This is a genomic window from Aeromicrobium massiliense JC14 (assembly GCF_000312105.1).
Taxonomy (GTDB): Bacteria; Actinomycetota; Actinomycetes; order Propionibacteriales; family Nocardioidaceae; genus Aeromicrobium; species Aeromicrobium massiliense.
In genome coordinates this window covers 1,027,801-1,049,717 of record NZ_HE978636.1, presented here as the reverse complement: position 1 = coordinate 1,049,717, position 21,917 = coordinate 1,027,801, and the positions used below count along the sequence as shown (strand labels likewise).

Sequence of the window (21,917 nt, the reverse complement as noted above, 5' to 3'; positions counted from 1 at the left end):
GACCGGGTCGGTCGCGGGGCCCTGCGGCGTGCGGGCGGGCGTCAGGCCAGCGTCGCGAGCGCCTCGTTCAGCGTCGTCGACGGACGCATGACGGCGTCGGCCTTGGCCGGGTCGGGCTGGAAGTAGCCACCGATCTCGGCCGGGCTGCCCTGGACGCCGACCAGCTCGGACACGATCGCGTCCTCCGAGGCGGCCAGCTTCTCGGCCAGCGGGCCGAAGGTCGCGGCCAGCTCGGCGTCCTTCGTCTGCTTGGCCAGCGCCTGGGCCCAGTACAGCGCCAGGTAGAAGTGGCTGCCGCGGTTGTCGATCGTGCCCAGCTTGCGGCCCGGCGACTTGTTCTCGTCCAGGAAGGTGCCGGTCGCGGCGTCCAGCGTGTCCGCGAGCACCTGCGCACGGTCGTTGCCGGTCGTCGTGGCCAGGTGCTCGAAGCTGACGGCCAGGGCCAGGAACTCGCCCAGGCTGTCCCAGCGCAGGTAATTCTCCTTCACCAGCTGCTGGACGTGCTTGGGGGCCGAGCCGCCGGCGCCGGTCTCGAACAGGCCGCCGCCGTTGATCAGCGGCACGACCGACAGCATCTTGGCCGACGTGCCGAGCTCGAGGATCGGGAACAGGTCGGTCAGGTAGTCGCGCAGCACGTTGCCGGTGACCGAGATGGTGTTCTCGCCGCGGCGGATGCGCTCGATGCTCAGCTTGGTGGCCTCGACCGGGCTGAGGACGCGGATGTCCAGGCCCTCGGTGTCGTGCTCGGGCAGGTAGGCGTTCACCTTGGCGATGAGGTTGGCGTCGTGGGCGCGGTTCTCGTCGAGCCAGAACACGACCGGGTCGCCGGTGGCGCGGCCGCGGCTGACGGCCAGCTTGACCCAGTCGCGGATCGGGACATCCTTGGTCTGGCAGGCGCGCCAGATGTCGCCGCGCTTCACCTCGTGCTCGGTGAGCGTCTCGCCCGCGGCGTTCACGATGCGCACGACGCCGTCGGACTCGATCTCGAACGTCTTGTCGTGCGAGCCGTACTCCTCGGCCTTCTGCGCCATGAGGCCGACGTTCGGGACGGTGCCCATCGTGGCCGGGTCGTACGCGCCGTTGGCCTTGCAGTCGTCGATGACGGCCTGGTAGACGCCGGCGTAGGAGCTGTCGGGGATGACCGCGAGGGTGTCCTGCTGCTCGCCCTGGGCGTTCCACATCTGGCCCGAGGTCCGGATCATGGCCGGCATCGAGGCGTCGACGATGACGTCGCTGGGGACGTGCAGGTTGGTGATGCCCTTGTCGGAGTCGACCATCGCCAGGGCCGGGCCCTCGCTCAGGCCGCGCTCGAAGGCGGCCTTGACGTCGGCGCCGTTGGGCAGCGCGTCCAGACCCTTGAGGATGCCGCCGAGGCCGTCGTTCGGGCTCAGGCCCGCGGCCTTGAGGTCGTCGCCGTAGGCCTCGAAGACCTGCGGGAAGTACGCGCGCACCGCGTGGCCGAAGATGATCGGGTCGGACACCTTCATCATCGTGGCCTTGAGGTGGACCGAGAGCAGGACGCCGGCCTCCTGGGCCGCCTTCACCTGCTCGGCCAGGAAGGCGTTGAGCGCGGCGGCGTCCATGCGGGTGGCGTCGACGACCTCGCCCTCGAGCACCGTCAGGCCGTCCTTGAGCACCGTGGTGGTGCCGTCGGCGGCGACGTGCTCGATCCGCAGGGTGTCGTCGGCGGGCAGGACGACCGACTGCTCGTTGGCGGCGAAGTCGTCGTGGCCCATGGTCGCGACGCGCGTCTTGCTGTCGGCGCTCCAGGCGCCCATCGAGTGCGGGTGCTTGCGTGCGTAGCTCTTGACCGAGGCGGGCGCGCGGCGGTCGGAGTTGCCCTCGCGCAGGACCGGGTTCACGGCCGAGCCCTTGACCTTGTCGTAGCGGGCGCGGACGTCGCGCTCCTCGTCGGTCTGCGGGTCCTCGGGGTACGCCGGCAGGTCGTAGCCCTGCGACTGCAGCTCGGCGATGGCCGCCTTGAGCTGGGGCACGGACGCCGAGATGTTCGGCAGCTTGATGATGTTCGCCTCGGGCCGCTTGGCCAGCTCGCCCAGCTCGGCGAGCGCGTCGTCGATGCGCTGCTCGGCGGTCAGGCGCTCGGGGAACTGGGAGATGATGCGGCCGGCGAGCGAGATGTCGCGGGTCTCGACGTCCACACCGGCCTGCGAGGCGTACGCCTTGATGATCGGCAGGAAGGAGTACGTCGCCAGCGCAGGCGCCTCGTCGGTGTGCGTGTAGATGATCGTCGAGTCGGTCACGGGTGCTCCGTTTCGTCGGGTGCAGGACCACAAGATTGTTTGACGTCAAGATAATCTCACGCGCTCGACGTCGCGACCGACGCTACCCCGCCAGGTCGGCCCCGACACCCCCGGGACGTGACCGCGATCACCTAGGATCGCGCCATGGCCGACGGACTGCGCACCCTCGTCGTCGACGACGAGCGGCCGGTGCTGGACGAGCTGGTGTGGCTGCTCGAGCGCGACCCGCGCATCGGCGAGATCCGCGCCGTCCAGTCCGGCGTGGACGCGCTGCGGCTGCTCGAGCCCGGCGGCGTCGACCTGGTCTTCCTCGACATCGCGATGCCCGGGCTCAGCGGCCTGGAGCTGGCGCGCCTGCTGGGCCGGTTCGCCGAGCGTCCCCGCATCGTCTTCGTCACCGCCCACGAGGAGCACGCCGTCGACGCGTTCGAGCTCGGCGTCGTCGACTACCTGCTCAAGCCGGTGCGCGAGGAGCGGCTGGCCGAGAGCGTCCGGCGGGCCACCGAGTCCGCCGCGGCGCCCGACGAGGACGACCCGACGATCGCGGTCGAGCTCGCCGGCGTCACCCGGTTCGTCCGCCGCTCGAGCGTCGCCTACGTCGAGGCGCACGGCGACTACGTCCGGCTGCACACCACCGACGGCGCCGACCACCTGGTGCGCGTCCCGCTCACGGCGCTGGCCGAGCAGTGGGCCGAGGCCGGGTTCGTCCGCGTCCACCGCAGCCACCTGGTCGCGCTGCGGCACGTCGCCGAGCTGCGCCAGCGCGACGGACGCACGTCGGTGGTCGTCGACACCGGGGCCCGGACGACCGAGATCGGCGTGGCCCGGCGGCACACCCGGGCGCTGCGCGAGCTGGTGGCGGGACGCGGGCGGTGAGCGAGGAGCCGCGCGAGCGGGTGCGCGTCACCAACCCGCTCACCGTCGCGGCGCCGCACGTGCGCCGGCCCGTGCGCGACGAGCTGGACGAGCTGTCGGGCGTGGGCGACGCGTACGTCCGCGCGCTCGTCCGCTCCCAGCTGCGGCTCACCGGCGTCGTCGTGCTGGCGCTCGCCGTCACCCTCGGGTCGCTGCCGGTCGTGCTGCGGGTCGCCGACGGCGTGGTCGACGGCGAGGTGCTCGGGCTGCCGCTGGCCTGGCTGGCCCTCGGCGTCGGCGTGTACCCCTGGCTGTTCGTGCTGGGCTGGCTGTACGTGCGCCAGACCGACCGGCTCGAGCGCGACTTCGCCGCGCTCGTCGAGCAGCCGTGAACCCGACCTACGCCGCCGTGGCGGTCACCCTGGTCTCGCTGGCGACCATCGGCATCGGCGCGTTCGGGCTGCGCATCAGTCGCACCACGAGCGACTTCTACGTCGCGTCCCGGTCGGTCAGCCCGTGGTGGAACAGCTCGGCGATCGGTGGCGAGTACCTGTCGGCCGCGTCGTTCCTGGGCGTCGCCGGGCTCGTGCTCGCCTACGGCGCCGACATGCTCTGGTACCCGATCGGCTGGACGGCCGGCTACCTGCTGCTGCTCGTGCTGGTGGCCGCGCCGCTGCGCCGCTCGGGGGCGTACACGATCCCCGACTTCGCCCAGGTACGGCTGCAGTCCGTCGCCGTCCGCCGGGTGGCGACGGTGCTCGTCGTCGGGGTGGGGTGGCTCTACCTGATGCCCCAGTTCCAGGGCGCCGGCCTGACCCTGCGCACCGTCGCCGACTCCCCCGGCTGGCTGGGCAGCGTGCTGGTGGCCGCCATCGTCGTGGTCAACGTCGTCTCCGGCGGCATGCGGTCGATCACCTTCGTGCAGGCCTTCCAGTACTGGCTCAAGCTGACCGCGCTGCTCGTCCCGCTGATCTTCCTCGTCGCGGCCTGGCGCGGCGACGGCGCGCCGTCGCCCGTCGACGCCGGCGACTGGGTCGGCCCGCTCGGTGACGGACCGCAGGGGCTCTACAGCACCTACGCCGTCATGGCCGCGACGTTCCTGGGCACGATGGGCCTGCCCCACGTCGTCGTGCGGTTCTACACGAACCGCGACGGCCGCGCCGCGCGCCGCACGACGCTGGTCGTGCTGGTGCTGCTCGGCGCGTTCTACCTGCTGCCGCCGGTGTACGGGCTGCTCGGCCGGGTCTACGCCGGCGACCTCGTGGCGTCCGGCCACGCCGACAGCGTGGTGCTCGAGCTGCCCGGACGTGTGCTGGGCGGCACGGCCGGCGACCTGCTGGGCGCGCTCGTCACCGCCGGCGCCTTCGCGGCGTTCCTGTCGACGTCCTCGGGCCTGACGATGTCGGTGGCCGGCGTGGTGGGCCAGAGCCTGGCCGCGACGACCCGGCTGTCGTCCATCGCCGCGCTGCGCGTGGCCGCGGTCGTGTGCGTGCTCGTGCCGCTCGTGCTGTCGTTCCTCACCGACGAGATCGCGGTGGCCAGCTCGGTGACGTTCGCGTTCGGGCTCGCCGCAGCCACGTTCTGCCCGTTGCTGGTGCTCGGCATCTGGTGGCGGGGACTCACCGCCGCCGGAGCCGTCGCGGGGCTCGTCGGGGGTGGCCTCGCCGCGGGGACCGCCGTGCTGCTGACGATCGTCTGGAGCCCGGACGGCTGGACCGGGACGCTCCTCGCCCAGCCCGCCGCCTGGGCCGTGCCGCTCGGCTTCGCGCTCATGGTCGGCGTCTCGCTGGCCACGGCGCGGCGCGTCCCGGCCACCGTGGCGCGCACCATGGCCCGCCTGCACACGCCCGAGGAGCTGCTGCGACGCTGACCGCTCGTCGCGCCAGGACGACCGCTCGTCGCGGCCGCGCGACCGCCGGGCGACCCGTCACCGGGGTTGACCGCACGCCCTGGCGTGTGACCTGGCACACACCTGCGCGCGTCCCTACCGTCGGCTCAGCACCGTCCCAACGACCCGAAAGGGGTGCGCTGTGGCCGAGAAGATCTCGCCAGCGGTCCACGCCGAGTACGAACGCATCCATGCCTCGGCCGACTTCCACCGGCTGCGGTCCACCTACCGCCGCTTCGTCGTGCCGACCACGATCGCCTTCATGGTCTGGTACCTGGCCTACGTGCTGGCCTCCAACTGGGCGCCCGACCTCATGGGCACCAAGGTCGTCGGCAACATCAACGTCGCCCTCGTCTGGGGGCTGCTGCAGTTCGTCACGACGTTCGGCATCGCCTGGGCGTACGCCCGCTACTCGGCCAAGAACATGGACCCCATCGCCGACGACCTGCGCGGCCAGTACGAGCGTGAGGTGGAGCGATGAGCACCCGAGACGTCCTGCTCGCCGCGAGCGAGGAGAGCAACCAGGCCCTCACCGCGACGCTGTTCATCCTGGTCGTGCTGCTGACCGTCGGCATCACGTTCTGGGCCAGCCGCAACACCAAGACCGCCGCCGACTACTACGCCGGCGGACGCTCGTTCAGCGGCGTCCAGAACGGCTTCGCCATCGGCGGCGACTACATGTCGGCCGCCTCGTTCCTGGGCATCTCCGGCGCGATCGCGCTGTCCGGCTACGACGGCTTCCTGTACTCGATCGGCTTCCTGGTCGCCTGGCTCGTCGCCCTGCTGCTCGTCGCCGAGCTGCTGCGCAACTCCGGCCGGTTCACCATGGCCGACCAGCTCGCGTACCGCATGGAGCAGCGCCCGATCCGCACCGCGGCGGCGACCTCCACGATCGTGGTCTCGATCTTCTACCTGCTCGCCCAGATGGTCGGCGCCGGCGCGCTCGTCGCGCTGCTGCTGGACGTCAACAGCGACGCGGCCAAGAACCTGACCATCGTCGCGGTCGGCATCCTGATGATCTTCTACGTCGTCTTCGGCGGCATGAAGGGCACGACCTGGGTGCAGATCGTCAAGGCCGTGCTGCTGATGTTCGGCACCCTGCTCATCTCGATCCTGGTGCTGGCCAAGTTCGGCTTCAACCTGTCGGACCTGCTGGGCACCGCGGCCGAGAACAGCGGCCAGGGCAAGGCCTTCCTGGAGCCGGGGCTCAAGTACGGCGCGACCACGACGAGCAAGATCGACTTCGTCTCGCTCGGCATCGCGCTCGTCCTGGGCACCGCGGGCCTGCCGCACATCCTGGTGCGCTTCTACACCGTCCCGACCGCCAAGCAGGCGCGTCAGTCGGTGCTGTGGGCGATCGGCATCATCGGCACCTTCTACCTGCTGACCCTGGTGCTGGGCTTCGGCGCCGCGGCGCTGGTGAAGGGCGACGCGAAGGACCGCATCGTCGAGTCCGGCGGCAACCTGGCCTCGCCGCTGCTGGCCGAGGCGGTCGGCGGTGGTGCCGGCACGACCGGCGGCGCGGTGCTGCTGGCCCTGATCTCGGCGGTCGCGTTCGCGACCATCCTCGCCGTGGTCGCCGGCCTGACGCTCACGTCGGCGTCCTCCGTGGCGCACGACCTGTACGCCAACGTCTGGAAGAAGGGCGAGGTGAGCGGCAAGGACGAGGTGCGCGTCGCGCGCATCGCCGCCTTCGTCATCGGCGGCGTCGCGATCGCGCTGGCCATCCCCGGCCAGAGCCTGAACGTGGCCTTCCTCGTCGCCCTGGCCTTCGCGGTCGCGGCGTCGGCGAACCTGCCGGCCCTGCTCTACAACCTGTTCTGGAAGCGGTTCAACACCCGCGGCGCGGTGTGGAGCATCTACGGCGGCCTCATCTCCGCCGTCGGCCTGGTGATCTTCTCGCCGGTCGTCTCGGGCAAGGGCCTGGACGCCAACGGCAAGAACCTGTCGCTGCTCCCCGAGAGCGTCGACATCAGCTGGTTCCCGCTGGAGAACCCCGGCATCGTGTCGATCCCGCTCGGGTTCTTCCTGGGCTGGCTGGGCACGGTGACGACCAAGAGCCGCGTGTCCGAGGAGCGCTTCGCCGAGCTCGAGGTCCGCTCCCTCACCGGCGCCGGCGCCGAGAAGTAGTCCGTCCGACCCCGGGTGTGTGGTGCGCCACAATGGGTGGCGCACCACACACCCCCTTTCTTGAGGAGACACCGTGAGCGCTGAAGGCCTCAGCAACCTCCTGCACGAGAACCGCCGCTTCGAGCCGCCCGCCGAGCTGGCCGCGAACGCGAACCTGACCGCCGAGGCGTACGACCGGGCGGCCGAGGACCGGCTCGGCTTCTGGGCCGAGCAGGCGCAGCGACTGGACTGGGAGACCCCCTTCGAGGAGGTCCTGGACTGGTCGAACCCGCCGTTCGCGAAGTGGTTCGTGGGCGGACGCCTCAACGCCGCCTACAACTGCGTCGACCGCCACGTCGAGGCCGGCAACGGCGACAAGGTCGCGATCCACTGGGTCGGCGAGCCGGCCGACGACACCCGCACGATCACCTACAGCGACCTCAAGGACGAGGTCAGCCGCGCCGCCAACGCGCTCACCGAGCTCGGCGTGAGCGCCGGCGACCGCGTGGCCATCTACATGCCGATGATCCCCGAAGCCGTCGTCGCGATGCTCGCCTGCGCGCGCCTGGGCGCCCCGCACACCGTCGTCTTCGGCGGCTTCTCCGCGGACGCCCTCGCGAGCCGCATCGAGGACTGCCAGGCCAAGGTCGTCATCACCGCCGACGGCGGCTACCGCCGCGGCGCGCCGAGCGCCCTGAAGCCGGCCGTCGACGAGGCGGCCTCGCGCACGTCCGTCGTCGAGCACGTGCTCGTCGTGCGCCGCACCGGGCAGGACGTCGACTGGTCCGAGGGCCGCGACGTCTGGTGGCACGAGGCGGTCGGCTCGGCGTCGCCGGACCACACGCCCGAGGCGTTCGACAGCGAGCACCCGCTCTACGTCATGTACACGTCCGGCACGACGGGCAAGCCGAAGGGCATCCTGCACACCACGGCGGGCTACCTGGTGCAGTCGGCGTACTCGTTCTGGGGCGTCTTCGACCTCAAGGACGACGACGTCTACTGGTGCACCGCCGACATCGGCTGGGTCACCGGGCACTCCTACATCGTCTACGGCCCGCTCGCCTGCGGTGCCACGCAGGTCATGTACGAGGGCACGCCCGACACCCCGCACAAGGGCCGCTGGTGGGAGATCATCCAGCAGCACGGCGTCACGAAGTTCTACACGGCGCCCACGGCGATCCGCACCTGCATGAAGTGGGGCGAGCAGATCCCGGCCGAGTTCGACCTGTCGAGCCTGCGCGTCCTGGGCTCGGTCGGCGAGTCGATCAACCCCGAGGCGTACGTCTGGTACCGCGAGAACATCGGCGGCGGACGCACCCCGATCGTCGACACCTGGTGGCAGACCGAGACCGGTGCGCACATGATCACGCCGCTGCCCGGCGTCACCGCGGCCAAGCCCGGCTCGGCCATGCGAGCCATCCCCGGCATCAGCGCCGAGGTGGTCGACGACGCCGGCAACCCGGTCGGCAACGGCGAGGGCGGCTACCTCGTGCTCACCGAGCCGTGGCCCTCGATGCTGCGGACGATCTGGGGCGACGACCAGCGGTTCAAGGACACCTACTGGTCGCGCTTCCCGGGGGCCTACTTCGCCGGTGACGGCGCCAAGAAGGACGAGGACGGCGACATCTGGCTGCTCGGCCGCGTCGACGACGTCATGAACGTCTCGGGCCACCGCCTGTCGACCACCGAGATCGAGTCCGCGCTGGTCTCGCACCCGAAGGTCGCCGAGGCGGCCGTCGTGGGCGCGGCCGACGACACGACCGGCCAGGCCGTCGTCGCCTTCGTCATCCTGCGCGAGTCGGCGCTCGTCGACGGCCAGGAGGCCGACGAGTCGGTCATCACCGACCTGCGCAACCACGTGGCCAAGGAGATCGGCCCGATCGCCAAGCCGCGGCAGATCCTGGTCGTGGCCGAGCTGCCCAAGACCCGCTCGGGCAAGATCATGCGCCGGCTGCTGCGCGACGTGGCCGAGAACCGCGAGGTCGGCGACGCCACGACGCTGGCCGACAGCTCGGTCATGTCGCTGATCAGCGAGGGGATGAAGTCGGCCAAGAGCGACGACTGACGCTCAGCCGGCGGACAGGCGGGGTTCAGCCGCCGGACAGACGGGGCGGGCACGATCGGGGCATGAGCCTGCTCGATCGTGCCCGCCCCGCTCACGTCCGGCTCGGGACCGATGTCGTCGCCGCCGTCGTCCTGCTGGGCGCCGGCACGCTGGGCGCGGTCGTCCACTGGGCGCTGACGGCCGCGTCCTGACGCCCTGCGGGGTCGGCTCGGGCTGTGTAGGCTCGCCGCCATGAGCGTGACCGAGCAGCAGCCGCAGCCCACGGACGAGCCCACGATCGGGCGTCTGGTCGCCGACGCCAGCCGCGACATCTCCAGCCTCGTGCAGGCCGAGATCCAGCTGGCCAAGAGCGAGCTGAGGGTCAGCGCGAAGGCCGCCGGCCTGGGCACCGGGCTGCTGGCCGCGAGCGCGTTCCTCGGCCTGCTCATCATCGTGCTCGCCTCGATCGCCGCGGCCTACTTCCTCACGATGACCGGCCTCCACCCGGCGTGGTGCTTCCTCATCGTCACCGGGTTCTACCTGCTGCTGATGCTGCTGCTCGTGTTCATCGGCATCCGCAAGCTCAAGAAGATCAAGGCACCCGAGAAGACCATCGCCACGGCCAAGGAGATCCCGGCCGCGCTCAAGGGCCAGACCCGCCCGACCCGCTAGTCAGACCCGGCGGCGCAGCACGACGCCGACGACCACGGCGGCCAGGCCGGCCCCGGCGACCACCAGCAGCCAGTCGTTGAAAGACGCCGTCGCCCGGGTCACCAGCGCGTCCTGCACCGCCCGAGCCAGCGGCTCGGCCGCGTCGCCACGCTCCCGCAGCAGGCGACCGGCCCCGCGCACGGCGAGCCACAGCACCCCCGCAACCGCGAGCGCGCCCACGCCGAGCCGGGCCAGGGCCGCGCCCCGGCGCCGCGCGAGCGCCAGGCGCACGACCACGGCGGCGGCCAGCACGACCCAGGCCACCCGCGCATAGTCGGGCGCCGCGCGCACCAGGTCGATCTGCTCGCCCACCTGCTCGCTGGTGATCGGGACGACGACCGTCTCGGGCGCCGGCACGGTGACGGGCAGCTGCCCGGACGCCCGGTCGACGACGTAGCGCGCGAGCGGGCCCAGGTCGACCGCGAGGCGCAGCGACTGGCCCTGGTCCGGGGCGGCCGCGTCCGGGTCCCCGAGCGTCGCCTCGTGCGAGCGGCGCAGCGTGTCCTCCCAGGCCGTGCGGAACTGCGGGTCGTCCACCACCGAGCCAGCCGCCCGGGACAGGACGTCCGCGACGACCGGTCCGAGCGTCGCCGAGAGCGCGAGCCGCGCGGTGACCTGCTCGGAGATGACCCGCGCGAGCTCGTCCTCGACCTCCGGCTCGGTCACGAGCGGCCCGGCCAGCTCGGTGAAGCCGTCGGCGTCGGTGACGTGCGTGGCCACCCACTGGGCGGGCACGGCCACGAGCAGCGCGATCAGGGCGACCAGCCCCGCGAGGGCGCCAAGGAATCGACTCATCAGGTGCATCCTCCCGTGCCGACCGGCTGGGACGAGCGCAGGCCGAGCGTCGCGTCGGCGGCGACCTGCTCGGCGGTGACGACGTACCCGGTCGAGGAGTCCGAGACCGAGGCCGCGAACACCACCCCGTAGACGTCGCCGTCGGCGGACACCAGCGGGCCGCCGGAGTTGCCCGATCGGACGAGGCTGCGGATCGCGAACGCCTCACGCACCGCCTGGCCGCCGCCGTAGATGTCGGGGCTGCGCAGCTCCTGCTTGCTGCGGATGCGCGCTGCCCGGGCGTCGAACGGGCCGTTCTCGGGGTAGCCGAGAACGGCCGCCTCGTCACCGGCCCTGCCGCCCTGGTCGAACGCGAGCGGACGCAGGCCGAGACCGTCGACGGCGAGCACGGCCACGTCGAGCGACGGGTCGAACAGCACCACGTCGGCCCGCAGGCGGCGCTCGTCCACCACGACCGTGGGGTTCTCGACACCGGCGACGACGTGCGCGTTCGTCATGACCCGGTCGCGCGCGTAGGCGAACCCCGAGCCCTCGATGCCGCGCTCGCACACCGCCTGGCCGACGATCTTGACGACCGACTCGCGGGCCGCGACGACGCCGGCCGACTCGAGCGTGGCGGCGTCCGGGGGCTCGACGTCCTCGATGCGCTCGGGCTGGAACGGCTCGATGTAGCGCGGGAACAGGTTGGTGTCGATGACCTCGTCGAAGGATCGCAGCACCTCCTGGGCCCGGTCGGGCATGACCCCGTCGACCGCGCGCAGGACGCTGGAGTCGCGGACGGCCTTCGACAGCACCGGGATCTGCGAGCCGCTCACGGCGTACCCCAGGCCCCAGGCGACGACGAGCACCGCGGCCATCGCCAGCAGCGAGCCGCCGATCGAGTCCAGCGACCGCAGCGGCCGCCACGTCACGGCGTCGCGCACGGAGCCGCCGACGTACGAGCCGGCGGCCTGGCCCAGCACGGCGCAGACCAGCACCACCACCAGCGCCAGCACGGACGTGGCCACGCTCGGGCTGCGTCCGCCGAGCAGGACCGGGACGACCGCGATGCCCAGCAGACCACCGGACAGCAGCCCCACGGTCGAGACCGCGTTCGTCACGAAGCCCTGCACGAACCCGGAGATGGCGTACGCCACCAGCACGAGGAGCAGGACGACGTCGAGGCCGCTCATCGCGGCTCCGGCAGCGGGCGGGTGCGGGACTCGTCCCACGGACGTTCCAGGCCCGCGACGCGCAGCAGCCGGGCCAGGACGCCGGCGGTGAAGCCCCACAGCGGGACCGACGTGCCGACGTCGAAGGCCGGGCCGCGCCAGCCGCCGCGCACGACGCTGAACCGGTGCTCGGGGTCGAGCAGGCGGTCGAGCGGGACGCGCAGCACCTGCGCGACCTCGGCCTCGTCGACCACGTGCAGCCCGTCGAGGTGGTCGCGCGTCGCGAGCACGGGGGTCACCGCGAAGTTGCTGTACGACAGCCACAGGGTGGGCAGCCGGCCGAGGACGGTCACGCCGTCGGGCGCCAGTCCGACCTCCTCGTGGGCCTCGCGCAGCGCGGTGGCGGTCGGCCCGTCGTCCTCGGGGTCCTGCGCCCCGCCGGGGAAGGAGATCTGGCCGGCGTGCTGGCGCAGCGTCGCCGCGCGCTCGGTCAGCAGCACCGACGGCTCGCCGTCGTGCTCGGCCAGGAGGATGAGCACCGCGGACGGCCGCGCGTCCGGCGGCGGTGCGGGCAGGCTCGGCGCCAGCGTGCCGGCCGAGACGTCACCCGCCGCGTCGACGATCGGCTTCAGCCAGGTCGGCAGCTCGCTGCGCTCAGTCACGGTTCGCTCGCTGCGCTCGCTCACGGGCGGACCTCCGTGAAGATCGCACGGTACGGAGGACCGCCCGTGCCGATGGTCACGGTTCGCTCGCTGCGCTCGCTCACGGCTTCACTCCCAGGTGCTCGTCGATCGCCGCGAGCAGGTCCTGCTCGGAGTCGTAGGCGGTGCGCTCGGTGGCGACGACCGTGCCGTCGGCGTCGACGAACACGGTCTGCGGCAGGCCGATCACGCCGAGCTCCTTGCGGACGTCCTCGTCGGGGTCCGCGACGAGCGGGTAGGTGACGCCGGACCGGTCGGCCAGCTCGAGCGCGGCGGCCGGGTCCGGGTCGGCGTAGTCGACGCCGAGGAACCCGACGCGGTCGCCCAGTGCCGTGTGCGCGGCCTGCAGCACCGGCAGCTCCTCGCGGCACGGCGCGCACCAGCTGGCCCACAGGTTCACCACGTGCGGACGCCCGCGCAGGCCGGCCAGGCGCACGTCGTCACCGCCCCCCAGGCAGGCCAGCGTGACGTCGGGCAGCCCGTCGCCGGCGACGGGATCGTCGGTCGTGTCCGGGCACGGCTCGATGCCGGCCGCGTCGCGCGCGGCGGCGAGCTCGGGCGAGTCGACGTCGCCGTCGGCCGCGGGACGCTCCGCGGCGAAGGTGGGCGACTCGCGCCCGTCCTCGCCGCCCGAGCAGCCCGACAGCACCAGGACGCCGCCGAGCAGCGCCACGAGGACCGCCCTCATGCGCGGCCCTGCGTGGTCACGAGCTTCTCGGCCTCGACCGGGTCGGTCGGGCCGAGCCCGAACGACGGGCACCAGCGGGCCACGGGGCACGCGCCGCACGCCGGCTTGCGGGCGTGGCAGCGGCGGCGTCCGTGCCAGATGAGGTGGTGGCTCAGGTCGGTCCAGTCGCGGCGCTCGAACAGCGACCCGACGGCGTGCTCGGTCTTGACCGGGTCCTTCGCGGTCGTGGCCTCGACCCAGCCCAGCCGCACCACCAGGCGCTGGAAGTGGGTGTCGACCGTGATGCCCGGGACGCCGAACGCGTTGCCGAGCACGACGTTGGCCGTCTTGCGTCCCACGCCCGGCAGGGTGACGAGGTCCTTGAGTCGTCCGGGCACCTGGCCGTCGAACCGCTCGACGAGGGCCGCCGAGAGCCCCAGCAGGCTCTCGGCCTTGGCCCGGAAGAAGCCGGTGGAGCGGATGATCTCCTCCAGCTCGGTGCGGTCGGCCGCGGCGAGCGCCGTGGCGTCCGGGTAGCGCGCGAACAGCACCTTCGTGACCTGGTTGACCCGCCGGTCAGTGGTCTGCGCCGACAGCACGGTGGCGACGAGCAGCTCGTACGGGTCGGTGAAGTCGAGCTCCGCGTGGGCGTCGGGGTAGGTGTCGGCCAGCACCCGGTTCACCTGCCGCGCGCGACGCACGAGCGAGGTGGTGGGCCGCTCGCCGGGCTGCACGGGTGGCGGGGCGACGGGGCGGGACACGCGCCCAGCCTACGGGGCGGGCGCATGCACGAGGATGTGGGAGAATCGTCACGTCCCCGGCCTCCCGGGAACCCGATCGAGAGAAGGAACGTACGTGAGCGACGACGTGTTGCGTCAGGCCCCGCTGTTCGCCGGCCTCGACGAGGACGCCTCGAACTCCCTCGTCAGCTCGATGCCCGAGACCGCGATCCGTCGCGGCGAGGCCCTGTTCAACGAGGGCGACGAGGGCAGCGACCTGTTCGTGGTGACGTCCGGCAAGGTGAAGCTCGGCCGCACGTCCCCGGACGGCCGCGAGAACCTGCTGGCGATCCTCGGCCCCGGCCAGATGTTCGGCGAGCTGTCGCTGTTCGACCCCGGGCCCCGCTCGGCCACCGCCACCGCGGTCACCGACACCACGGTCCGCAGCCTGGGCCACGAGTCGCTGCTCCCGATCCTCACCGAGCACCCCGACGTCGCCCGTGCGCTGCTGCACCAGCTGGCCGCCCGCCTGCGCCGCACCAACGAGGTCGTCGGCGACCTGGTCTTCTCCGACGTCCCCGGCCGCGTGGCCAAGGCCCTGCTCGACCTGTCGAGCCGCTTCGGCCGCCGCGCCGACGACGGCGTCCACGTGCACCACGACCTCACCCAGGAGGAGCTCGCCCAGCTGGTCGGCGCCTCCCGCGAGACGGTCAACAAGGCGCTCGCCGACTTCGCCGCCCGCAGCTGGGTGCGTCTGGAGCCGCGCAGCGTCGTGATCCTCGACCTCGAGCGCCTGCAGCGTCGCGCTCGCTGATCGCCCCCGCACGACGAGGGCCCCGCACCGGCTGGTGCGGGGCCCTCGTGCGTGACGGGTCAGGACTGCCGGAGGTGCTCCAGCTGGGCGGCGACCGAGCGCTCGGCCGCCGGCCACAGGGCGCGGTCGACGTCGGCGTACACCCGCTCGACGACGTCCTGCGGGGTGACCGCGCCGGCCGCGACCGCCTGGCGCACCTGCTCCAGCCGCTCCTCGCGGTGGGTCAGGTAGAAGTCGACGACCGTGGCCGGGTCGTCGATCACCGGCCCGTGGGCGGGCAGGATGCGCTCGACGTGCCCGGTGACCACGAGCTCCTGGACCGCGCGCAGCGAGTCCAGGTACGGGCCGAGCCGGCCGTCGGGGTGGGCGACGATCGTCGTGCCCCGGCCCAGGATGGTGTCGCCGCTGAGCAGGACGTCCTCGGCCGGCAGCAGGAAGCACGCCGAGTCGGCGGTGTGTCCCGGGGTGTGCAGCACCTGGATGGTCAGGCCGTCGACGTCGAGCACCTCGCCGTCGGCCAGCGGCTCGGCGCCGACGCAGTGCTCGGGCGAGACGGCGCGGGTCGGGGCGCCGGTCAGCTCGGCGAACCGGGGCACGGCCTCGGTGTGGTCGGCGTGGTGGTGGGTCACCAGCACGAGCGCCACGTCGCCGGCGAGCTCGAGCACGCGGGCCAGGTGGTGCTCGTCGAGCGGCCCGGGGTCGACGACGACGCTGCGCGCGCCGTCGCGCTCGCGCAGGACGTAGGTGTTGGTGCCGTCGAGCGTCATGACGCCCGGGTTGGGCGCCAGGACGTACGCGGCGCGCTCGCTGACGGTGGTCACTCGTACTCCCCCAGGTCGGTCTCGAGCCAGACGCCGTCGTCGTCGGCCACCAGGCGCGGCTCGGCGAGCAGCACCGGACGACCGTGGGCCACCTCGAGCAGCTCGTCGGCGTCGTGGCGCGCCAGCTGGCGCAGGGTCTGGTGCTGCGGCGGCATGAGCCCGGCCGCGTCGGCCTGCTCGGAGGAGAGCAGCGTGTCCACCGGCACCCACACGCAGCGGTCGGCCTCGCCGGGCAGGTCGCCGACCTCCTGGCCGGCCGGCATGCGCGCGACGAAGAACCGGGTGTCGTAGCGCTGGTGCGAGTGCGCCGGGGTGATCCAGCGCGACCAGGCACCGAGCAGGTCGGCCCGCAGCACCAACCCCCGCTCGCGCAGGAAGGCGGACAGGCTCGTCTCGTGCTGCTCCAGGGCGCGCCGGGCGGCGAGCCACTCCGGACCGCTCACGTCGTCGACCACGGACGTCTCGTCGGGACCGGCGAGCAGGACACCGGCCTCCTCGAACGTCTCGCGGACGGCGGCGACGACGAGCGCCCGGCCGTGCTCCTCGGTCGTGCCGAGCTGCTCGGCGAACCGGGACGCCGGCGGGCCGGCCCACGGGACGTCGGGGTCGGCGTCGGCCGGGTCGAGCCGGCCGCCGGGGAAGACGTACTGCCCGGCGGCGAAGGACATCGTGGCCTGGCGCCGCAGGAGGTAGGCCTCGAGCCCGGCGGCGCCGTCGCGCACCACCACGATGCTCGCGGCGTCGCGGGGCACGACCGGGTCGGTCGGGTCGACGACCGAGCGCAGCGTGTCGGGGACACGCACGCGGACCACCTAGGCCACCTCGACCACGATCTCGACCTCGACCGGCGCGTCCAGCGGCAGGACGGCCACGCCGACGGCGCTGCGCGCGTGGACGCCGGCGTCGGCGAAGGCCAGGCCGAGCAGCTCGCTGGCGCCGTTGGCCACCTGCGGCTGGCCGGTGAACGACGGGTCGCTCGCGACGAACACGACGGCCTTGACGACCTGGGTGACGCGATCGAGATCGCCGACCTGTGCCTTGACGGCGGCGATCGCGTTGAGCGCGCACTGGCGCGCGCACGCGGTGGCCGTCTCGACGTCCACGCCGGCCCCGACCTTGCCCGTGGCGATCAGCTCACCGGACTGCAGCGGCAGCTGGCCGGACGTGTGCACGTACGAGCCGGTGCTGAGCGCCGGGACGTAGGCGGCGACCGGCTTGGCCACCTCGGGCACCTCGAGCCCGGCCGCGGCGAGGCGCTCCTCGACGGCCGACATCAGGCGACCGGGCGCTTGAAGTAGGCGACGAGGTTCTCGGGGTTCATGCCGGGCACGATCTGCACCAGCTCCCAGCCGTCGCGGCCGAAGTTGTCGAGGATCTGCTTGGTCGCGTGCACGAGGACGGGTGCGGTCAGGTACTCCCACTGAGTCATGGCCCGACTGTATCGGGCCCCAGGCGAGCCGGTCCCGCGTCGGCATGCGGCCCACGCAGGCGTCAGTAGGGTGGCGGCGTGGGCGCGACGACGCAGCTGCACGTGGTGACGGGCAAGGGTGGCACCGGCAAGACGACGGTGGCCGCCGCGCTCGCGATCGCCCTGGCCGACGAGGGCCAGCGGGTCCTGCTGTGCGAGGTCGAGGGCCGGCAGGGCATCGCCCAGCTGTTCGACGTCCCCCCGCTGCCGTACGAGGAGCGGCGCATCGCGTCCGGCCTGGGCGGCGGGCAGGTGCACGCGCTGGCCATCGACCCCGAGGCCGCGCTGCTGGAGTACCTCGACATGTACTACCACCTGGGCCGCGCCGGGAAGCTGCTCGACCGCTTCGGCGTCGTCGACTTCGCCACCACGATCGCCCCCGGCGTGCGCGACGTGCTGCTGACCGGCAAGGCCTACGAGGCGGCCCGGCGCAAGGAGAAGGGCCGCTTCGTCTACGACGCCGTCGTCATGGACGCTCCCCCGACCGGCCGCATCACGCGCTTCCTCAACGTCAACGCCGAGGTCGCCGGGCTCGCTCGCGTGGGGCCGGTGCGCAAGCAGGCCGACGCGATCATGGACATGCTGCACTCCGACAGCAGCCGGGTGCACCTGGTGACGGTGCTCGAGGAGATGCCGGTGCAGGAGACCCTCGACGGGGTCGCCGAGCTGCGTGGCGCGGGCCTGCCCGTCGGGCACGTGCTCGTCAACCTCGTGCGTCCGGCGCTGCTGTCCGAGGCGTCCCAGCAGCTGCTCGCCACCGACGGCGTCGAGCAGGCCGTGGCCGACGCGCTGGAGCCGTCCGGCGTCGACGGCGCGCACGCTCCCGCGCTCGTGGAGGAGGGCCACGCGCACGTCGCGCGCCAGCGCCTCCAGGACGCGCAGCACGAGCTGCTCGACGACGGCGACGTGCCCGTGCACGACCTGCCGTGGCTCCACGAGGGCGTCGACCTCGGGGCCCTGTTCGAGCTCGCCCAGTCCCTGCGCGACGGGAAGGTCGTCTGATGCCCGGTCGGCCCCGCACCACGCCCACCCGCACGACCACCCCGCACTACCGCGGCGTCACGGGCCCGAGCGCCGACGCGCTCGACGTCGACGCGCTGCTGGCCGACCGCGGCACCCAGATCATCGTGTGCTGCGGCTCCGGCGGCGTCGGCAAGACGACCACCTCGGCGGCGCTCGCGCTGCGGGCGGCCGAGCAGGGCCGGCGCGTGTGCGTGCTGACCATCGACCCGGCGCGCCGGCTCGCCCAGTCGATGGGGCTCACCGAGCTGGACAACGTGCCGCGGCCGGTCGCCGGCGTCGAGGGACCCGGCCGGCTGGACGCGATGATGCTCGACATGAAGCGCACCTTCGACGAGGTCGTCGAGGCGCACGCCAGCGCGGACAAGGCCCGCCAGATCCTGGCCAACCCCTTCTACCAGGCGCTGTCGAGCTCGTTCGCGGGCACGCAGGAGTACATGGCGATGGAGAAGCTCGGCCAGCTGCACAGCGAGGCCGTCGGCCACGACGACGGCTGGGACCTCATCGTCGTCGACACCCCGCCGTCGCGCTCCGCCCTGGACTTCCTGGACGCGCCCGAGCGGCTGTCGTCGCTGCTCGACGGCCGGTTCATCCGGCTCCTGCTCGCCCCGGCGAAGGGTCCGGCCCGCCTGTTCGGCGCCGGCTTCGGCGTCATCACGTCGATGATGAACAAGCTTCTCGGCGCCCAGGTGCTGACCGACGTGCAGACCTTCGTCGCCGCCTTCGACACCCTGTTCGGCGGGTTCCGGCAGCGCTCGGAGCAGACCTACGCGCTCCTGCAGGACCCGCGGACGGCGTTCGTCGTCGTCGCCGCCCCCGAGGCCTCGGCGATGCGCGAGGCGTCCTACTTCGTGGAGCGGCTGGCCGCGGACCGGATGCCGCTGGCCGGGCTCGTGGTGAACCGGGTCAGCGGCACCGCCGTGGACGACCTGGGTGCCGACGAGGCCGCCGCCGCGTCACGCCGGCTGTCCGGCGGCGACGCCACGAGCACGCTGGCCGCCGAGCTCTTGTGCGTGCACGCGGAGCGGGCCCTGGTGCGCGAGCGCGAGGAGCGGCTGGTGCGGCGCTTCGGCGCCTCCCACCCGACGGTGCCGTCGGCGCGCGTCGCGGCGCTGGCCACGGACGTGCACGACCTCGACGGACTGCGGGTCGTGGGCGACCTGCTCGCCGGCCGCGCCTAGCGGCTCAGGCGTTGCTGGCGGTGACGGTGCCCTCGAGCACGGTGCGCCAGGTGGCGACGTCGGGCCGGCGACGGAGCAGGGCCCGGCGCTCACGCTCGGTCATCCCACCCCACACGCCCCACTCGATGCGGTTGTCCAGGGCCTCGGCCAGGCACTCGGCCTTGACCTCGCAGGCTCCACAGATCAGCTTGGCGCGGTTCTGCTCGGCGCCTCGGACGAACAGCGCGTCCGAACCACCTCGACATGCAGCTTGCGCTGCCCAGTTCTCGTTCCACATACAGGTACTGCCTTTCCCCGAGAAGCCCTGTGACCAGGGCCGTTCCTGCTAGTGAGAAAACGTTAAGAAACTTCTCATTGTTTCGGTGAGCCCCCGGGGGATGATCTTGTGTAGTCCTTTCGGGCCATTTTTGGACGTTCTGGCCCGGGACGGGTCGCCGACCCTCCCTCCGGCGTCCCTCAGGGCCTGTGCCGGACCACGTACCCTGACCCCATGCCTTGGGACTCCATGCGCGACCTGATGTCGTCCGCGCTCCAGCCGCAGGAGAAGCGCTCCAAGCGCTCCGTCGCCGGTGCGATGGCCCGGCTGAGCGTGCTCGCCGGCATCCTCGTCGCCGCGCTGCTCATCCCGGCCACCACGTTCGTGGCCATCACCGGCAACGACGTCGCGCAGCGCGCGCTCGACCTGCCGCTGGCGCTGGAGGAGAACCCCAACCCGCAGACGACGAAGGTCGTCGACGCCGACGGCAAGCTCATCGCCTACTTCTACGAGCAGAACCGCAGCGACGTCCCGCTCGACCAGATCAACGACAACATGAAGAACGCGATCCTCGCGATCGAGGACGTCCGCTTCTACGAGCACGGCGCGCTCGACCTCAAGGGCACGCTGCGCGCCCTGGTCAACAACGCCTCCGACGGCAACACCCAGGGCGGCTCGACCATCACCCAGCAGCTGGTGAAGCTGATCCAGGTGCAGAACGCCACGACGGCCGAGGAGCGCAAGGCGGCCACCGAGAAGTCGGCCAGCCGCAAGATCCGCGAGCTCAAGCACGCGATCGCGTACGAGGAGAAGTACTCCAAGGACGAGATTCTCGAGCGCTACCTGAACATCGCCTACTTCGGCGACGGCGCCTACGGCGTCTCGGCCGCGGCCCGGCACTACTTCTCGGTCGCGCCGAAGGACCTCAACCCGGCCCAGGCCGCCACGCTGGCCGGCCTGGTGAAGAACCCCAACCAGTACAACCCCCGCACCTACCCCGAGCGCGCGCTCCAGCGCCGCAACACGGTGCTGGCGGTCATGGCCCGCTACGGCTTCGTCCCCGACGACCAGGCGCGCGACTTCCAGGCGACCGGTCTCAGCCTCAACCTGACGTCGTTCCCGAACGGCTGCGTCGACTCCGACGCGTCCTTCTCGTGCGACTTCGTGCGCCGCTACCTCATGGCCGACGAGAGCCTGGGCAAGACGGTCGACGAGCGCCGCGCGCGGCTCGAGCAGGGCGGCCTCACCATCCGCACGTCGATCGACCTGTCGATGCAGAAGGCGGCCAACAAGGCCGTCTCCAGCACGATCAACCCCAAGGACGGCGTCATCGGCGCGCTGTCGCTGGTGGAGCCGGGCACCGGCTACATCCGGGCGGTCGCCCAGTCGCGCCCCATGGGCTCGGACCTCAAGGAGGGCCAGTCTTACATCAACTTCGCCGTGCCCACGAAGTACGGCGACTCCGGCGGCTTCCAGGGCGGGTCCACGTTCAAGTTCTTCACCACCGTCGCGGCCCTGAAGAAGGGCATCCCGGTGAGCAAGTCGTACAACTCGCCGCAGACGATGACGATGCCCGCCGGCGCCTACACCGCCTGCAACGAGGGCGGCGTCGGTGAGTGGAAGCTGAAGAACTCGACCGGAGCGGGCACGTTCAACATGTACCGCGGCCTGCGCCAGTCGGTGAACACCTACTACTCCCAGCTCGAGCGCGACGCGGGCCTGTGCAACGTCGTGAAGACGGCCCGCTCCATGGGCATCAACGTGCCCGAGGTCGACGAGGTCGGTCCGTTCACCCTCGGCGTCACCTACATCAGCCCCACTGACCTGGCCGCGGCCTACGCGTCGGCGGCGTCCGGCGGCGAGTACTGCGAGCCGCTGCCCGTCACCGCGATCGTCGACCGCAGCGGCAAGACGGTCAAGGAGTACGAGCCGTCCTGCAAGCGCGTGATGAGCCGTGCCGTCGCGGCCCAGGTCAACGACATCCTGCGCGGCGTGCAGGAGCCCGGTGGCTTCGGCTACTCCAACGGCACCGGCCTGCGCATCCCGTCGGCGGCCAAGACCGGAACGACCAACAGCGCGCAGTCGGTCTGGTACATGGGCTACACGCCCGAGCTGGCCACCGCGTCGATGATCTCCGGCGTCACGAAGACCGGACGCCCGGCCTCGCTCGTCGGCAAGACGATCAAGGGCTCGCCGATCAGCTTCAGCGCCGCCGGCGGCTCGTCGCTGGCCGGCCCGATGTGGGCCAAGGCCATGCAGGTCATCCAGGACGACCTGGACGGCACGAGCTTCGACAGCCCGCCGCAGCGCCAGCCGGCCAACCCGGCCCCGCCGCAGCGCTCGAGCGGTGGCAACGGCGGTGGGAACGACGACGACCGCGGCAACCGGGGCAACCGCGGTCGCGACCGCGGCGACGACGACTGACCCGCGTCCACGACGCACGAGGCCCCCGGGAC

23 protein-coding genes are annotated in these 21,917 nt (G+C 72.4%); 12 read left to right on the top strand and 11 right to left on the bottom strand.

All coding sequences use genetic code 11. The features are described from left to right. Positions 1 to 41 precede the first annotated feature (41 nt). Positions 42 to 2,261, bottom strand: coding sequence for an NADP-dependent isocitrate dehydrogenase (locus HGAM_RS05335; protein ID WP_019144442.1), 2,220 nt, complete (start codon positions 2,259 to 2,261; stop codon positions 42 to 44). A gap of 144 nt (positions 2,262 to 2,405) precedes the next feature. On the opposite strand from HGAM_RS05335, the gene HGAM_RS05330 reads away from it, so the two are divergent. From HGAM_RS05330 to HGAM_RS05295, 8 genes are all read left to right on the top strand, one after another. Then, complete coding sequence (locus tag HGAM_RS05330) at positions 2,406 to 3,137, top strand: LytR/AlgR family response regulator transcription factor (protein WP_019144441.1); 732 nt, start codon at positions 2,406 to 2,408, stop codon at positions 3,135 to 3,137. Beyond that, positions 3,134 to 3,508 (top strand): hypothetical protein, encoded by a 375-nt coding sequence (locus tag HGAM_RS05325; protein WP_019144440.1) that lies wholly within the window; start codon positions 3,134 to 3,136, stop codon positions 3,506 to 3,508. The genes HGAM_RS05330 and HGAM_RS05325 overlap by 4 nt, the downstream gene beginning before the upstream one ends. Continuing rightward, positions 3,505 to 4,986 (top strand): sodium/solute symporter, encoded by a 1,482-nt coding sequence (locus tag HGAM_RS05320; RefSeq protein ID WP_019144439.1) that lies wholly within the window; start codon positions 3,505 to 3,507, stop codon positions 4,984 to 4,986. Before HGAM_RS05325 ends, HGAM_RS05320 begins: the two co-directional genes overlap by 4 nt. 160 nt (positions 4,987 to 5,146) lie before the next feature. Next, entirely contained in the window at positions 5,147 to 5,485 is a 339-nt protein-coding gene (locus HGAM_RS05315) for a DUF485 domain-containing protein (protein ID WP_019144438.1), read from the top strand. After that, positions 5,482 to 7,134, top strand: a complete 1,653-nt coding sequence (locus HGAM_RS05310; RefSeq protein ID WP_019144437.1) for a solute symporter family protein — start codon at positions 5,482 to 5,484, stop codon at positions 7,132 to 7,134. The genes HGAM_RS05315 and HGAM_RS05310 overlap by 4 nt, the downstream gene beginning before the upstream one ends. 73 nt (positions 7,135 to 7,207) lie before the next feature. Beyond that, positions 7,208 to 9,178: an acetate--CoA ligase gene (acs, locus tag HGAM_RS05305; protein ID WP_019144436.1), complete on the top strand. Its 1,971-nt coding sequence runs from the start codon at positions 7,208 to 7,210 to the stop codon at positions 9,176 to 9,178. A gap of 62 nt (positions 9,179 to 9,240) precedes the next feature. Continuing rightward, entirely contained in the window at positions 9,241 to 9,369 is a 129-nt protein-coding gene (locus HGAM_RS20985) for a hypothetical protein (RefSeq protein WP_019144435.1), read from the top strand. 40 nt (positions 9,370 to 9,409) lie between these two features. After that, entirely contained in the window at positions 9,410 to 9,829 is a 420-nt protein-coding gene (locus HGAM_RS05295) for a phage holin family protein (protein WP_019144434.1), read from the top strand. On the opposite strand, the gene HGAM_RS05290 is transcribed toward HGAM_RS05295, so the two are convergent. The 5 genes from HGAM_RS05290 to nth all read right to left on the bottom strand — a co-directional run bounded on the left by HGAM_RS05290 (position 9,830) and on the right by nth (position 13,943). After that, positions 9,830 to 10,663 (bottom strand): hypothetical protein, encoded by an 834-nt coding sequence (locus HGAM_RS05290; RefSeq protein ID WP_019144433.1) that lies wholly within the window; start codon positions 10,661 to 10,663, stop codon positions 9,830 to 9,832. Next, entirely contained in the window at positions 10,663 to 11,835 is a 1,173-nt protein-coding gene (locus tag HGAM_RS05285; protein WP_019144432.1) for a MarP family serine protease, read from the bottom strand. Before HGAM_RS05285 ends, HGAM_RS05290 begins: the two co-directional genes overlap by 1 nt. Beyond that, positions 11,832 to 12,476, bottom strand: coding sequence for an NUDIX hydrolase (locus HGAM_RS05280; RefSeq protein ID WP_038951575.1), 645 nt, complete (start codon positions 12,474 to 12,476; stop codon positions 11,832 to 11,834). The genes HGAM_RS05285 and HGAM_RS05280 overlap by 4 nt, the downstream gene beginning before the upstream one ends. 100 nt (positions 12,477 to 12,576) lie before the next feature. After that, positions 12,577 to 13,203: a TlpA family protein disulfide reductase gene (locus HGAM_RS17885; RefSeq protein WP_081591805.1), complete on the bottom strand. Its 627-nt coding sequence runs from the start codon at positions 13,201 to 13,203 to the stop codon at positions 12,577 to 12,579. Then, positions 13,200 to 13,943 carry an endonuclease III gene (nth, locus tag HGAM_RS05265; protein WP_019144429.1) on the bottom strand — a complete coding sequence of 248 codons (744 nt, stop codon included), beginning with the start codon at positions 13,941 to 13,943 and terminating at the stop codon, positions 13,200 to 13,202. Before nth ends, HGAM_RS17885 begins: the two co-directional genes overlap by 4 nt. 94 nt (positions 13,944 to 14,037) lie before the next feature. On the opposite strand from nth, the gene HGAM_RS05260 reads away from it, so the two are divergent. Further along, entirely contained in the window at positions 14,038 to 14,715 is a 678-nt protein-coding gene (locus HGAM_RS05260) for a Crp/Fnr family transcriptional regulator (RefSeq protein WP_019144428.1), read from the top strand. 59 nt (positions 14,716 to 14,774) lie between these two features. On the opposite strand, the gene HGAM_RS05255 is transcribed toward HGAM_RS05260, so the two are convergent. Genes HGAM_RS05255 through sp36 form a run of 4 tightly spaced genes read right to left on the bottom strand, consistent with a single transcriptional unit; the run spans position 14,775 to position 16,965 of the window. Continuing rightward, the gene (locus HGAM_RS05255; RefSeq protein WP_019144427.1) at positions 14,775 to 15,536 is read right to left on the bottom strand and encodes an MBL fold metallo-hydrolase; all 762 of its coding nucleotides are present in this window, start codon (positions 15,534 to 15,536) and stop codon (positions 14,775 to 14,777) included. After that, on the bottom strand, positions 15,533 to 16,339 hold the full coding sequence (locus HGAM_RS05250; RefSeq protein WP_179943941.1) for an NUDIX hydrolase: 807 nt from the start codon (positions 16,337 to 16,339) through the stop codon (positions 15,533 to 15,535). Before HGAM_RS05250 ends, HGAM_RS05255 begins: the two co-directional genes overlap by 4 nt. 9 nt (positions 16,340 to 16,348) lie before the next feature. Then, a complete protein-coding gene (locus HGAM_RS05245; protein WP_019144425.1) occupies positions 16,349 to 16,810 on the bottom strand; it encodes a RidA family protein in 462 nt (153 codons plus the stop codon). Continuing rightward, complete coding sequence (gene sp36 / locus HGAM_RS20260) at positions 16,810 to 16,965, bottom strand: Sp36 family protein (protein ID WP_019144424.1); 156 nt, start codon at positions 16,963 to 16,965, stop codon at positions 16,810 to 16,812. Before sp36 ends, HGAM_RS05245 begins: the two co-directional genes overlap by 1 nt. 78 nt (positions 16,966 to 17,043) lie before the next feature. On the opposite strand from sp36, the gene bagA reads away from it, so the two are divergent. Further along, a complete protein-coding gene (bagA, locus tag HGAM_RS20750) occupies positions 17,044 to 18,006 on the top strand; it encodes an ATPase BagA (protein ID WP_019144423.1) in 963 nt (320 codons plus the stop codon). Next, positions 18,006 to 19,205 (top strand): ArsA family ATPase, encoded by a 1,200-nt coding sequence (gene bagB / locus HGAM_RS20745; protein WP_019144422.1) that lies wholly within the window; start codon positions 18,006 to 18,008, stop codon positions 19,203 to 19,205. The genes bagA and bagB overlap by 1 nt, the downstream gene beginning before the upstream one ends. Positions 19,206 to 19,209: 4 nt before the next feature. On the opposite strand, the gene HGAM_RS05225 is transcribed toward bagB, so the two are convergent. Then, positions 19,210 to 19,482, bottom strand: coding sequence for a WhiB family transcriptional regulator (locus HGAM_RS05225; RefSeq protein ID WP_019144421.1), 273 nt, complete (start codon positions 19,480 to 19,482; stop codon positions 19,210 to 19,212). Between the two features lie 213 nt (positions 19,483 to 19,695). Between HGAM_RS05225 and HGAM_RS17880 the strand changes: the two genes are divergently transcribed. Continuing rightward, positions 19,696 to 21,885: a transglycosylase domain-containing protein gene (locus tag HGAM_RS17880; protein WP_081591803.1), complete on the top strand. Its 2,190-nt coding sequence runs from the start codon at positions 19,696 to 19,698 to the stop codon at positions 21,883 to 21,885. The last annotated feature ends 32 nt before the right edge of the window (positions 21,886 to 21,917 follow it).

Coding starts and splice junctions, on each gene's coding strand:
- HGAM_RS05245 (WP_019144425.1), bottom strand. CDS start 16,810: ATGTCGGCCGTCGAGGAGCGCCTCGCCGCGGCCGGGCTCGAGGTGCCC.
- sp36 (WP_019144424.1), bottom strand. CDS start 16,965: ATGACTCAGTGGGAGTACCTGACCGCACCCGTCCTCGTGCACGCGACC.
- HGAM_RS20985 (WP_019144435.1), top strand. CDS start 9,241: ATGAGCCTGCTCGATCGTGCCCGCCCCGCTCACGTCCGGCTCGGGACC.
- HGAM_RS05330 (WP_019144441.1), top strand. CDS start 2,406: ATGGCCGACGGACTGCGCACCCTCGTCGTCGACGACGAGCGGCCGGTG.
- HGAM_RS05290 (WP_019144433.1), bottom strand. CDS start 10,663: ATGAGTCGATTCCTTGGCGCCCTCGCGGGGCTGGTCGCCCTGATCGCG.
- HGAM_RS17880 (WP_081591803.1), top strand. CDS start 19,696: ATGCCTTGGGACTCCATGCGCGACCTGATGTCGTCCGCGCTCCAGCCG.
- HGAM_RS05225 (WP_019144421.1), bottom strand. CDS start 19,482: ATGTGGAACGAGAACTGGGCAGCGCAAGCTGCATGTCGAGGTGGTTCG.
- HGAM_RS05285 (WP_019144432.1), bottom strand. CDS start 11,835: ATGAGCGGCCTCGACGTCGTCCTGCTCCTCGTGCTGGTGGCGTACGCC.
- HGAM_RS05310 (WP_019144437.1), top strand. CDS start 5,482: ATGAGCACCCGAGACGTCCTGCTCGCCGCGAGCGAGGAGAGCAACCAG.
- HGAM_RS17885 (WP_081591805.1), bottom strand. CDS start 13,203: ATGAGGGCGGTCCTCGTGGCGCTGCTCGGCGGCGTCCTGGTGCTGTCG.
- bagB (WP_019144422.1), top strand. CDS start 18,006: ATGCCCGGTCGGCCCCGCACCACGCCCACCCGCACGACCACCCCGCAC.
- HGAM_RS05295 (WP_019144434.1), top strand. CDS start 9,410: ATGAGCGTGACCGAGCAGCAGCCGCAGCCCACGGACGAGCCCACGATC.